This is a genomic window from Rhodococcus sp. IEGM 1370, assembly GCF_033142325.1.
Taxonomy (GTDB): domain Bacteria; phylum Actinomycetota; class Actinomycetes; order Mycobacteriales; family Mycobacteriaceae; genus Rhodococcoides.
Genome location: NZ_JAWLRY010000009.1, coordinates 21605 through 33923 on the forward strand (window position 1 = coordinate 21605; position 12319 = coordinate 33923).

The window sequence follows — 12319 nt, forward strand, 5'->3', positions numbered from 1 at the left end:
CGTGGGGTTGAGTGATTCAGGCCGCGTGTGCGGTCCGGTTGATTGTCTCAAACTCGATGGGAGTGAGCTTGCCGAAGGCGTCGTTGACGGCGTTTGCGGTGATAGGTCTTCTCGATCCAGGTCACGATCGCCAGCCGTAGTTGCTCGCGGGTCGACCACCGCTGGCGGTCGAGGCCGTTCTTCTGCACGAGTGCGAAGAACGACTCCATCGCGGCATTGTCACCGCACGCCCCGACCCGCCCCATGGAACCTCGTAATCCGTTGCGCGACAGTGTATGTACGAACTTCCTGGACCGGAATTGGCTTCCGCGATCCGAGTGAACGATCGTCCCCACCGAGCCTCTTTGCGCTACAACATTATCCAATGCGGACACCGCTAACGAGGCCTTCATCCTGGAGTCGATCGAGTAGCCGACGATCCTGTTCGACCAGACGTCCTTGATCGCGCAGAGATACAGTTTGCCCTCGTCGGTGCGGTGTTCGGTGATGTCGGTCAGCCACAGCTCGTCCGCGGCGTGTGCGGTGAACTGACGGTCGACGAGGTCATCGTGGACCGGCGGGCCGGCCTTCCTGTTCAGGCCTCGCTTCTTCGAGAACACCGACCAGATGCGTTCTTGTGAGCACAACCGCGCGACCCGGTTCTCGCTGGCGGTGATGCCGCGGTCGGGTAGCTCGTCTGCGATGAAGCGGTAGCCGAATGCGGGGTCGTCGGCGTGGATTTCACGAGCAATGTTGATCAGATGCGCATCATCCCAATCTCGTTGCGTGACTGGCTGTTTCTTCCATTTGTAGAACGCTTGGGTGGAGAATCCGAGCACCCGGCAGGTCACTGTGACGGGGACTCCGTCGCCAGCAAGGTCGAGGACCAGCGGTGGGGGCACCTCCCGCTTGCGGGGGAAGATCATTTTGGGTTGACGTCCCGGGACAAGTAGGCAACCGCGCGACGCATGACCTCGGCTTCCTGCTCGAGCAGCTTGATCCGTTTGCGGGCTTCTCGCAGCTCGGCGGACTCGTCGAGGCCTGTCTTTGTGGCGGTGCCGCGTTCGATTCCGTCTTCGCGGTCGGCGATTTTGAGCCAGCGGTGCAGGCAACCTTCGGAGATTCCGAAGTCCTTCGCGATCTGACGCAGCGGGGCCTCGCCTTTGCGTGCGACGGCGATGACGTCGCGGCGGAACTCCTCGGGAATGCTTTCGGCATGGTGAACATCCTTCCACCGTGAGGAGTGATCCTCACAGATCAGATGTCAACCAAAGCCGGGGCAGTCCCCAATGCCGCGGTCTGCATCTGTACGAGTGAGGTGAAATCGCGGCCGTCCAGAACGAGACACGAATGTAAGGCATGGGCCGCTCGACCCGTGGTTTGTCCTTGGGTTTACGGGCCCGGGCGGGGTCGATCAGGGTTCCATAGAAGCTCGCCAGCTCCTGGTAGGCGGGGTTGATCATCGGGTCGTAGAGATCGGGTCGTTCGACACCGGTTTTGAGGTTGTCGCAGACCAGCCGGGCGGGGACGCCGCCGAAGTACTCGAACGCAGCGACGTAAGAGGCGTTCCACGAGGTTTGATCCATCCGAAAGACGGGTTGACCGAACATCTTCCGTGAGCACGCCAAGATCATCACGAACGCCCACACCGAGATGCGGCGGCCCAGGGCCGGGTCGAACCACATGCCGAGTTTGCCGTAATCGATCTGTGCTTCACTGCCCGGCTCGACGCTACCGCGCGGGACTGTGACTTTCTCTTCGAGCCGTTTCTCGGCGAATGTTGTTGCGATGTAAAGACGTACGGTCGATTCGGACACCTCGACGTTGCGATCGTCGCGTAGACGCTGCGCGATGGTGGCGACGGTGACCGGCACATCGAGTTGTTCGATGATCCACTTCCGGTGCGGTGCGATGTGTTCCCACGTCAAGGCGCGGGCTGCGGGATCGGACAGTGCAGGGAACCACTGGCCGATGCGTTCACGCCAGAGGTGTTCGTCGAAGACTTCCTCCGGTGTCGGTTCGACACCGTCACGCACTGCCGGTTGGAGGTACTTGCGGATGGTTTTGCGGTCGATGCCCAGCGCCTGATGGATCTCCACTTGGGATCGGCCGGCGTTCCAGTGTCGGAACATCTCGATGAGATCGTTCACGGTGAATGACTTCCTTTGCCACCTCAGGCCCCTTCCACGAGCCCTGGTAGGACCCCGTGTCAGGAGCGAACCTGAGCAGCACCCGGACCCCAGACCGACACGCCCCGGGGTGGGGAATTACGTGACAGCGGGTGAGGAATTACATGACGGACACCCCCTCAAGCCTGGGGAATTACGTGACCGCTGACAGATATGAACTTGCCGAGGCGTAGCGACGCGTGAACTCCGGAAAATTCTGATGTCGGTGCCCTGTGCGATTCTCCACGGCGTGGCGATCTGCATGGCGTGTGAACTGGAAATGCTCGATTCGGTGGGTTGCACATGGCGGCCCAGTCGAATACCCAATGGACGGACAAAGTGCCCCGACTGCGCTGCGCCGCCGGGAGCACTTCACCACCCGGGCTGTGACGGTGAGCGGTGCCGATGTGGCCAGATGCTCTCCTGCGGCAGCGGATGCGCAGTCGACGAGTGCGAACGTGAAGACGGCCACGACTACGTCGGTGGAAGCTGCAGGTGGTGCGGGCAACCGTTCGGACAGCTCCGCCTCGTCAGTGGCCCATGACATTGCCGGCAGGCATCCGGACTGTGCGGTCTGTCAGGTCGATCCCCGAGCTGTACAGGTGTCGATATCTTCCGGTCGGGTGCTGGTTCGCGAGATCACTGCTCTAGGGCATCATGGGCCTATGAGCGATCCCGAATACCTCGCCACTTTGCTTTCTGCGATCGATGGGGAGATCGCGCGAATCTCTGCCGCCGAATCAGGCTCTGACGAACAGGCATCGGCTATCGACGATGCGGCCGATGCCGTCTTCCGGTTGCGCGAGAAGGTCAAGGTCGGCTACTCCGGCAAGAAGGCCTACTACCTCGCGGCGTCGACCGATCCGAAGGGGATCAGGGTCGAGGGTATTTCTGCCCTGCACGGTAAGCGTGCCCACGAACTGGTCCGAGACGGTGGTTGGATGCACGCGGATTCCACCACCGTCCTCGAGGCTCTCGATGACGACCGAATCAGTCGGTACCACGCCATCGCGGGACGTGGGGTCGCACAGACGTTTCGCGACTCACGTGAATACCTGGCGGCGGCAGTAGCTCTCGCCGATAAGTAGTCCGAAGTAGCACCACGTCGAGGCAGCCGAACCCGTCGACGGTAGGTCCGGGCCTCACACGCTGAATGCCCCGCTGAAGTCGAGGGGTGCCGCCTCGAGGTGGCGTCCGCGGGGAGTGGCGTCGACGAGTTCGCCGTCGCGGACGACAATCTCGCCGCCCACGATCACGGTGACCGGCTTTCCTCGAAGTCGATGGCCCTCGTAGGGGGTGTAGTCGGTCGCCATGTGCAGTGTTTCGGTGGTCACCGTCCATTCCAGTTCGGGATCCCAGATGGCGATGTCGGCGTCGGACCCCGGCATCAGTGATCCCTTGCGGGGATACAAGCCGTTGGTGCGCGCTGGATTCGACGAGGTCAACTCCACGAATCTGCTTGCAGTCAGACCCAATCCGTCGACATAGTGCGAGTAGATCACCGGAAGACGCGTCTCGACTCCGGGCAGTCCGTTGGGCATGTGCCGCACGTCGTGGCTGTGCACCTGCTTCTGTGCGGTGTCGTAGCAGCAATGGTCGGAACCGATGGTGGTGATGTGCCCGGTGAACAGGTGTCGCCCGAGTTCCTCGACCACCTCGGCCGAGCGCAGCGGCGGGCAGCAGACGAAACGTTCGGGTTGTTCACCCTTGTAGGCCGAGTCGTCGAGGATCAGATGGTGGGCGACCGATTCGGTGAAGGCGACGAGCCCTCGCTTGCGAGCGTCCGCGACCAGTTCGACGGCAGCTGGAGTCGACTGATGCACGAAATAGACCGGCGCATTCTGTGATTCGGCGATCGCGAGAATGGCGGCGACCGAGGCAGTCTCGGCGAGCTCCGGCCGCGTCTGCGACATGTGTGCGGCATCGACTCCGTCCGATGCGGCTGCGAGGTTCTGCGCGTCGGTGACGATCGCGTCGGACTCGCAGTGGATGATGACCATTCCGCCGAGATCGCGAGTGGCCTGCATCGTGTTGAGGATGGTGTGTTCGTTCGCCATCGTCTCACCGGCGTAAGTGGTGAACATCTTGACCGTCCGAATACCGCCGTCCGCCAGCGTTTTCAGTTGGTCGGCGGTGGTGTCGGTCCACTCGACGACGCAGGCGTGCAGAGCCGAATCGCACAGTCCGCTCGACGCTTTCGCTCGCTGCACCTCGGCAGCGTTGAGCGGCTGTTGACCGGGACGGGGGATGGCGAAGTCGATGATCGTGGTGGTGCCGCCGAACACGGCCGCCGTCGTGCACTCGAGATACGAGTCGAGAGAGGTGAATTCACCGGAGGTGAATCCGACGTGGCAGTGGGGATCGACTCCTCCCGGCATGACCAGTTTTCCGGTTGCGTCGATGACCTCCGTTGCCGCGTCGACCTCAGTGCCAGGGGTGAGCACCGCAACGACTCTGCCGTCGTCGATGAGCAGGTCTGCCGGAGCGGCCCAATGGGATTCGACAACCGTTCCGCCACGCACGACCTTCATCGGGTGCTCGCGAGGTAGGTCAGCCATCCGCCGCGGTCACTGATGTCGGTGACGCCCGTGGCCGTCAGATAGCTCTCACGCATTCGCATCGACAGGGAGCCCGAGCCGTCCGCCAACTCGATGACGCCGAGTTCGAGTTCCTTCGGTTCCCTGGGAAGGAGCTCGTCGCGTAGTACGTCGTACTCGACCTCGTACAGCTCGCCCGGTACTACGAATCCATCGGTTGAGACCGGGTGCAAACCGGGAAATTCGTCGCGCACGGAGAAGAAGCGGTATTTCGGTGCGGTGTCGACTTTCCCGACAAATCGCGCCTGGTGCAATGCGTCGTTCAGGGTGCCGCCGGACATCGCCTGTCCGTTGACGAACATCGTGACCAGTGCCATGTGAAGCCCTCTTTCAGTGGGTAGGGAGGTGGACGAGGCGGTCGGGGGAGAACGCCGAGATATCGAGTTCTGGTTTTCTACCGTGCACCAGCTCGGTGAGGATGTGTCCCCACAACGGTGCGAAGGTGAACGAGTACGTGCCGCCTGCCACGAAGAGTCCCGGGGCTCCGGCGAGTTCGCCGATGACCGGCATCTCGTCGGGGGTGGTGACCACGGGGCCGGTCCAGGTATCGAGGAGCGCATTCTGGGCGAGCGCAGGCAGAAGCCGTCGAACCTGCTTCAGATTTCCTGTGGTGCTGTCGGATCTGCTCGGGGCCGTCTCGCTGTCGTGGAACGCACCTGCAGGCCAACCGCCGCCGAGGACGAGGCGTCCTGTTCGGTTCTGCTTGATCGACATTCCCTCGCCGACGTGCTGCACCAGCACTTCGAGCGTCCGAGGTGCGGCATCGAGCGAGTGCATCTGCAACGAGGTCGGAACGAGATCGAGCGATACCCCTGCCATAGCCGCGATCGGAGCCATCCACGGACCGGCAACGTCCATCACTACGGGTGCAATCCACGTTCCACCGTTGGTGCGCACTGTCCAGACATCACCGTCGCGGGTCAATCCGGTGACCGGTGTCGACGGATGTACAGACGCTCCTTCGACCGCGGCCTGCCGCAACAGGGCAGGACCGGCGAGGTCGGGTTCTGCGAATCCGTCCCACGGACACCAGGTTGCGGCCTGAACGCTCGGGCCGAACAGAGGCAGCGCCTGCCGAGCGTCTTCGCCGCTCAGTACCTCCGTCGGGATCCCCGCAGCTCGTTCCCATCGGTGCTTCGCGATGAGGGCGTGGACCTGCTCCTCGGTTTCGGCCACCATGAACCCGCCGCATCGGTTCAGCCCGAGACCGGGCACCGTCTCGTCCAGTGTGTTCCACAGCGAGCTCGTCGACTTCTGCAATGGAAGCAGTTGTTCGACGTCGACGGCTGTGCCCTGCCCGGGCCTGCGCGTATGAATGGTCTGGATGTGCAGGTTGCCCGCAGTCGTACCGGAGCCGGCGGTGTTGGGTAGGGTGCGATCGAGCACAGCAACGCGGGATCCCGCGCGGGTGAGGGCGAGAGCCGTTGCTGCACCGACGATTCCGGCTCCGATGACAACGACGTCGACCTCAGACCGCATGGACAGCTCCTACGGTCGCGTAGGCATCGTCGATACCCGATTCGACGATGACCGATTGCAGCGCGGCAAGCGTGTCGGCGTCGGTGACCGGCAACAGCGGTTCGCGCACGATGCCTCCCGGTTGGCCGAGAAGGTTCATCACGGCCTTCAACTGGGGGATGGGGGAGGCGTAGACGCCGCTGTAGTCGGACGCGATGAGCCGGCCCGAGAACGCGCGATAACGATCGACCCACATGCGCGCGGTGTCGGCGTCACGTGCAGCGACCGCCTCGTAGAACGGCACCGCGAAGGGCGCGCCCACCCCACCGCCGTCGATGTTGCCGTCCCCACCAAGCTCGAGCAGCGTGGCAAGGCCGCGTCGATGCAGGAAGCTCCCGAAGACACGGACGCGGTCGGACACGGCCTCGACGGTGTCGAGCATGGCGAGCCAATCACCGGTGCTGTCCTTGATCGCGACGACGTTCTCCAGGTCGGCCAGTCGAGAGAACAGGCCGGGTGCGGTGCCCATGTCGACCGAAACGCCACGTGGCCAGTTGTAGGCCATGAACGGCAACGATGTTGCGGTACTGACGCTTCGGTAGTACTGGAATGTCTCTTCCGCCGACGTGTGCACGTAGGGCGGAGGTGTCGCCAGTATGCCGTCTGCGCCGACGGAAGCAGCGTGCTTGGCAAGTGCGGAGGACTGCGCAGCTGTGTACGCACTGACACCGATCACGACAGGGAAGCGGCCTGAAACTGCTTCGATCGACGCTTCCGCGACGATCTTTCGTTCGTTGTCGCTCTGACTGAACCATTCGCCTGTGCTGCCGTTCACGAGTACACCGTGAACACCCGTCTGCGCGTAGAGATTCATCAGGTCGAAAATTGCCTCGGTGTCGACTTCACCCGACTGCGTGAACGGTGTGGGAGCAGCGGGCCAGTAACCGGACCACGCGACATCATCGCGATTCATGGGAGTGCCTTTCGGGCTCGGGACGATCGACGACGCGTCGTACCCGCATTTGTGGGATCGATTGCATAGACTGCCTTCGGGGTGGTCGAGTCGTCAAGCCGGAAACGTACTTGTAACGCGACCGCTGTCGAATATGTCTGTCCGAGGCGTGAAGCAAGAGAACGGAGAACCGATGGCGGTCACCTTGATCGACGTTGCGAGCGCTGCAGGGGTTTCGCGCAGCACCGCATCACGCGCATTGAGTGGATCGTCACTGATCTCTGCGGAGACCCGTGCAGCGGTCGAGGATGCGGCCCGGGTTCTCGGATATCGGCCGAACAGGGCTGCGAGCGCGCTGCGCTCCAACAGATCGCACTTGATCGGTCTGGTCATGAACAACCTGCTCAACGCGACCTTTCACACAGTCGCCGAGGTGGTCCAGAAGAGGGCGGCAGCCGGCGGATTTCAGGTCCTGCTCTGCATCACCGATGCCGATCCGGCGCGTGAGAACGACGTCCTGGCCATGCTGGGCGAGCACAACGTCGACGGCACGATCGTGATCGGCAGTGGACGGAGTGCGGCGGCGTCGAATGCGCTTCTGGAACAGGGCCGTGCGGTGGTCAACCTGATCCGTTCGGTCAAGGGGAGTTCGGCGTCGACGGTGCTGGCAGACGACGTCACGGGTGCTCGCGATGCGACAGCGCACCTGATCGAGCTCGGGCACAGTCGTATCGGCTATATCGGTGGAAACGAGGATGCGACGTCCGGACGTGAGCGCTACGAGGGTTATCGACTGGCGCTGGCCGACGCAGGTATTCCGGTCGACGAGACGATCGTCCGGAAAGGCCCGTTCACCACGGAATTCGGTGCCGAAGCGATCAACTCGTTACTGGATGCACCCCAGGCGATGACTGCTCTGTACGCGGCCAACCACGAGGCTGTCTTCGGCATCCTGCCCACGCTCGTCGGCAGAGGCGTGTCGGTACCGGACGAGTTGTCGATGATCTGCCACGAGGACATGCCGTGGCTCGCGATGTGGCAGCCGGCAATCACAGTCGTCGACAACGGCGCGGCCCAATTGGCCAACGTGGCCATGGACCTGTTGTTCCAGCAGATCAAGGACTCACTCGAACCCGACGGGCGTACGTATCGAATCGGTGCTCGTCTGGTGGAGCGGGCGTCGTGTGCCGAACTGTGATCGACGTTCTCGGATCGCAGAAATGGGGAGCGCGATCACGTGCGAACGGTTAACAGTTGATGTACCGCGTGTCGGCAGTGTCAACCGCGTTGACGCCTCCGAATTCGTCTGCGACGCTTGATGCAATCGATCCCAAAAGATCGACTCTTCTCGAACCACTCCATCATCGTCGCTGCCGCCCCGTCCTCGAACGTGTAGTGCTGCAGTCGATATCGAAAGGCTCGCTCAATGCGCAAGTTAACAGGACTCGCCGCTATCACTGTTGTGGTAGCCGGCCTCACTGCCTGTAGTTCCTCGGACGATTCCGCAGCCGCGCCGACGGACTGCACACCCACGCTCGGTGCTTCGGACCTCGCCGAGGAAGGCGTACTGACGATGGCCACCAACGCAACTCTTCCGCCCATGCAGTACGTCGATCCGAACGGGGACGTGATCGGCATGCGCGTCGACCTCGGTAAGGAGATCGCCAAGCGCCTGTGTCTGACGCCGAAGTTCGTCAACATAGAGTTCGAGGCGCAGATTCCCGGTGTGCAGGCCGGCCGCTGGGACATGATCGACACCGGCATGTTCTACACGCCCGCACGTGCCGAGACCATCGATCTCGTCCCGTACGAGGTGCAGGCAGTCTCGATCTCGGTGCCCTCGGGCAACCCCGAATCGATCTCGAGCGTGGACGATCTGGCGGGCAAGACCATCGGGGTCGAAGCGCCCGGGTACGAGTTCGACACGTTGACCGCCATGGCCGAGGAATTTGCGGCCGAAGGAAAGCCGGCGCTGACGGTGCAGACGTTCAAGACCAATGCCGATGCCTATCAGGCGCTTTCGGCGGGCCAACTCGACGGCACCTCCATCGTAGAGTCGGTCACGTCGTTCTACCAGGAAGACGGACGCTTCGAGACAGCCGTCGGTGGAATCAACGAGGCACCCCTTGCCATGGGATTCGCCAAGGGCAGCAAATCCTCCGCTGAGGTGGCACGCGTGCTGTCGGAGATGAGGAGCGATGGATATCTGCCCGATCTGTTCGAGCAGTACGACGTCACCGGATACGAGGGCGATATCGCCGTCAGCACCGGTCCTCTCGACAGCTGATCCGACCAACGCAAGTCGAAAGGCACCCACATGTGGTCCTGGGACGCATTCTTCTCCATCCTGACGAGCACCCAGCTGCTCGAAGGCGCATGGGTCACTATCTGGCTCACCGTGGTCAGCATGATCCTCGGACTCGCTCTCGCAGTGGTGGTGGCCTCCGCGCGATCGTCCAAGCTCGTACCCCTGCGGTTGGTCGCCGGGTTCTACGTGTGGCTGATGCGCGGCACGCCTCTACTGGTGCAGTTGGTGATCATCTACACCGGACTGCCTCAGGTCGGCATCAAACTGGGCGTGATCGAGGCGGCACTCGTCGGCCTGGTTCTCAACGAAGCCGCATACCTGTCGGAAATAGTGCGTTCCGGATTGCTGTCGGTTCCCACCGGACAAACGGAAGCGGCACGGGCCCTCGGTATGTCACCCACGAAGGTCTTCCGGGTGGTGGTTCTCCCTCAGGCACTGCGGGTGATGATTCCTCCACTCGGCAACAGCTTCAACGGATTGCTCAAGACCACAACGCTGGTATCGGTCATCTCGGTGCAGGAACTGCTGCGACGGACACAGTTCTTGGTGCAGGTGAATTTCCGAGTGCTGGAAGGGCTCTGCGCGGCAGCGTTGTACTTCCTGGTGCTGACAACTCTGTGGGGGTTGATTCAGAAGATGATCGAAGTACGAGTAGGACGTGGATACGACCGCAATTACCGCCGTAAGGGCGGCCCGTCGAGTCCGAAGCTCGACGACAGCGCGATGAAAGCCGAGGCTGTGAACCGATGACGAGTGCGACGTCTGCGACCACGAAGACCACGACGATGGTCGAGGTCAGGAATATGACGAAGGCCTACAACGATCTCGTCGTCCTCGACGACATCGATTTCACGGTGGACAAAGGGGAAGTGGTCCTGCTCCTCGGACCGTCGGGAAGTGGAAAGAGCACCCTGCTGCGCACGCTCAACTGCCTCGAGACGATCGAATCCGGGACCGTCCGAGTATGCGGCGAGATGATGGGCTTCTCGGAAGGGGCCAAGCGAACGCCGCTGTCGGAGGCGCAGATCGCCAAGCAGCGGCACCACACAGGAATGGTGTTCCAGAGCTTCAACCTGTTTCCCATGATGACGGCGCTGGACAACGTCGCATCGGGTCCGCGTCATGTTCTCGGTACGCAGAAGGACAAGGCGCGCAGGCAAGCTCAGGAACTGCTCGACCTCGTCGGCCTGTCGGACAAGGGGGCGAACTACCCGTCACAACTGTCCGGTGGTCAGCAGCAACGCGTGGCGATCGCCCGAGCGTTGGCGATGAAGCCCGAAGTGATGCTGTTCGACGAGCCCACGTCTGCCCTCGATCCCGAGATGGTCAACGAGGTCCTCGACGTCATGCTTCGACTGCGCGACGAGGGCATGACGATGGTGGTGGTCAGCCACGAAATGGGCTTCGCGAAGGCGGCCGCAGACAGGGTCGTCTTCATGAGCGACGGGAAGATCGTGGAAGAGGCACCTCCCGGTGAGTTCTTCGACAATCCCAAAAGCGCTCGTACACAACAATTCTTGAGTCGTATTCTCTGACGGGCGTAAGTGGCGCCGACCATGCGTGCCGTAGGTCGAATGAATGTCGAGCTGGGGGGGCACGCTGCCGGGTCCGTCGACGCCTTCTGTCGCGATGTCGTCCAACCTCTGAAGCCATGGGTCCCGTCGGCACCGGGAACGTCCTCGGTCGAGACCGTGGCCGACTGATCGGACCCATCAAGGCGAACCAACTGCACCGAACCCCCGTCGTGTTGGTTAGTCTATCCCAACATAGGCAACGTTTGCCTAACTTGGATGATGGGGAAAGAATGCGGACCTTGAGAATTTCAACGACTCGAACGCGGGGATCTCGGCGCACGCTGGCGACGACATTCGCAGTGCTCTCGATGGTGGGCGTCACCGCGTTGAGCGGATGTTCCTCTTCGGACAACGAGCCGGGGGAGTCGAACACGACCAGTTCGGAGTCCGGTTTCAGCTACGTGGACGGCCGCGGCGAAACCGTCGAACTAGACGCGGTGCCGTCGCGCATCGTGGCCAGCGAACAGGCTGCCGCAGCGTTGATCCCGCTGGGCATCAAGCCGGTCGGCATCTGGGGAGGGAGCTCCTTCGAGTCGTCGATCCCGCTGCGCGGACTCGATCTCGACGGCATCGAAAGCGTGGGACAGGCATACGGCGACATCGACGTCGAACAGGTCGCGGCCCTCGATCCCGATGTGCTCATCACCGGCTGGTACGCCGGGGACGCCTACGGCGGCCTCGGTCTGGAAACATCCGACCTCGCCAACCAACTCGAGCAGGTCGCACCGTTCCTTTCTGTCTCCGCGCAGAAGCCCTCCTCCGAGACCCTGCAGGACTACGAGACACTGGCCACCGAACTCGGTGCCGACGTCGATACCGACGCGAACCGGGCCGACCGTGAGGCCTACGACTCCGCTGTCGCCGACCTGAAGGAAGCAATTGCTGCCAAGCCGGGTCTGACCGCGATGGCCATCTCCCCGTCGGACCAGTACTACGTCGCGATCAACGACGAGTTTCCCGAACTGCGTGACTACCAGAACTGGGGTCTGACGCTTCTCGAGTCCGACGTTCCACGCGCCGCCGACTCGGGATCCTTCACGCCCGTGAGTTGGGAGAATGTCGGTCAGTATCAGCCGAATCTCATTCTGCTGGACACTCGTTCGTACTCGACCCCGCTGGCCGAACTGGAAGCCGACCGTCCGACCTGGGCCCTGGTCAACGCTGCGGAGGCCGGAAACATCGCCGACTGGACCACCGATGCGACCAACAACTACGCGAGCTACACCGCGCAGATCGTCGACCTGACGGCGGCGATCGACAAGACGACCGTCTAGATCCACAAC

The 12319-nt window shown here is 62.4% G+C and carries 10 protein-coding genes and 2 pseudogenes; 6 read left to right on the forward strand and 6 right to left on the reverse strand.

Going from position 1 to position 12319, the window contains the following annotated elements; genetic code table 11:
- Positions 1-16: 16 nt before the first annotated feature.
- Positions 17-1186 (reverse strand): annotated as a pseudogene (locus tag R4P47_RS13605) (IS3 family transposase).
- Between the two features lie 80 nt (positions 1187-1266).
- Positions 1267-2129 (reverse strand): annotated as a pseudogene (gene istA / locus R4P47_RS13610) (IS21 family transposase); the annotation flags it as partial.
- A gap of 683 nt (positions 2130-2812) precedes the next feature.
- On the opposite strand from istA, the gene R4P47_RS13615 reads away from it, so the two are divergent.
- The gene (locus R4P47_RS13615) at positions 2813-3235 is read left to right on the forward strand and encodes a phosphate acetyltransferase (protein WP_317785000.1); all 423 of its coding nucleotides are present in this window, start codon (positions 2813-2815) and stop codon (positions 3233-3235) included.
- Positions 3236-3289: 54 nt separating this feature from the next.
- Here R4P47_RS13615 and hydA read toward each other — a convergent pair whose 3' ends face one another.
- From hydA to R4P47_RS13635, 4 genes are read right to left on the reverse strand one after another with little or no spacing between them, the layout of a single operon-like run.
- Positions 3290-4678 (reverse strand): dihydropyrimidinase, encoded by a 1389-nt coding sequence (gene hydA, locus R4P47_RS13620; RefSeq protein WP_317785001.1) that lies wholly within the window; start codon positions 4676-4678, stop codon positions 3290-3292.
- Entirely contained in the window at positions 4675-5061 is a 387-nt protein-coding gene (locus tag R4P47_RS13625; RefSeq protein WP_317785002.1) for a gamma-glutamylcyclotransferase, read from the reverse strand. The genes hydA and R4P47_RS13625 overlap by 4 nt, the downstream gene beginning before the upstream one ends.
- A gap of 13 nt (positions 5062-5074) precedes the next feature.
- The gene (locus tag R4P47_RS13630) at positions 5075-6223 is read right to left on the reverse strand and encodes an FAD-binding oxidoreductase (RefSeq protein ID WP_317785003.1); all 1149 of its coding nucleotides are present in this window, start codon (positions 6221-6223) and stop codon (positions 5075-5077) included.
- On the reverse strand, positions 6213-7175 hold the full coding sequence (locus tag R4P47_RS13635) for a dihydrodipicolinate synthase family protein (RefSeq protein WP_317785004.1): 963 nt from the start codon (positions 7173-7175) through the stop codon (positions 6213-6215). Before R4P47_RS13635 ends, R4P47_RS13630 begins: the two co-directional genes overlap by 11 nt.
- Positions 7176-7347: 172 nt before the next feature.
- Between R4P47_RS13635 and R4P47_RS13640 the strand changes: the two genes are divergently transcribed.
- The 5 genes from R4P47_RS13640 to R4P47_RS13660 all read left to right on the forward strand — a co-directional run bounded on the left by R4P47_RS13640 (position 7348) and on the right by R4P47_RS13660 (position 12310).
- Positions 7348-8352 carry a LacI family DNA-binding transcriptional regulator gene (locus R4P47_RS13640; RefSeq protein WP_317785005.1) on the forward strand — a complete coding sequence of 335 codons (1005 nt, stop codon included), beginning with the start codon at positions 7348-7350 and terminating at the stop codon, positions 8350-8352.
- 228 nt (positions 8353-8580) lie between these two features.
- Positions 8581-9441, forward strand: a complete 861-nt coding sequence (locus tag R4P47_RS13645; RefSeq protein WP_269594020.1) for an ABC transporter substrate-binding protein — start codon at positions 8581-8583, stop codon at positions 9439-9441.
- Between the two features lie 30 nt (positions 9442-9471).
- A complete protein-coding gene (locus R4P47_RS13650) occupies positions 9472-10212 on the forward strand; it encodes an amino acid ABC transporter permease (RefSeq protein ID WP_317785007.1) in 741 nt (246 codons plus the stop codon).
- Positions 10209-10997, forward strand: a complete 789-nt coding sequence (locus R4P47_RS13655; RefSeq protein ID WP_317785008.1) for an amino acid ABC transporter ATP-binding protein — start codon at positions 10209-10211, stop codon at positions 10995-10997. The genes R4P47_RS13650 and R4P47_RS13655 overlap by 4 nt, the downstream gene beginning before the upstream one ends.
- 278 nt (positions 10998-11275) lie before the next feature.
- Complete coding sequence (locus R4P47_RS13660) at positions 11276-12310, forward strand: ABC transporter substrate-binding protein (protein ID WP_317785009.1); 1035 nt, start codon at positions 11276-11278, stop codon at positions 12308-12310.
- The last annotated feature ends 9 nt before the right edge of the window (positions 12311-12319 follow it).

Coding starts and splice junctions, on each gene's coding strand:
- R4P47_RS13615 (WP_317785000.1), top strand. CDS start 2,813: ATGAGCGATCCCGAATACCTCGCCACTTTGCTTTCTGCGATCGATGGG.
- hydA (WP_317785001.1), bottom strand. CDS start 4,678: ATGAAGGTCGTGCGTGGCGGAACGGTTGTCGAATCCCATTGGGCCGCT.
- R4P47_RS13625 (WP_317785002.1), bottom strand. CDS start 5,061: ATGGCACTGGTCACGATGTTCGTCAACGGACAGGCGATGTCCGGCGGC.
- R4P47_RS13630 (WP_317785003.1), bottom strand. CDS start 6,223: ATGCGGTCTGAGGTCGACGTCGTTGTCATCGGAGCCGGAATCGTCGGT.
- R4P47_RS13635 (WP_317785004.1), bottom strand. CDS start 7,175: ATGAATCGCGATGATGTCGCGTGGTCCGGTTACTGGCCCGCTGCTCCC.
- R4P47_RS13640 (WP_317785005.1), top strand. CDS start 7,348: ATGGCGGTCACCTTGATCGACGTTGCGAGCGCTGCAGGGGTTTCGCGC.
- R4P47_RS13645 (WP_269594020.1), top strand. CDS start 8,581: ATGCGCAAGTTAACAGGACTCGCCGCTATCACTGTTGTGGTAGCCGGC.
- R4P47_RS13650 (WP_317785007.1), top strand. CDS start 9,472: ATGTGGTCCTGGGACGCATTCTTCTCCATCCTGACGAGCACCCAGCTG.
- R4P47_RS13655 (WP_317785008.1), top strand. CDS start 10,209: ATGACGAGTGCGACGTCTGCGACCACGAAGACCACGACGATGGTCGAG.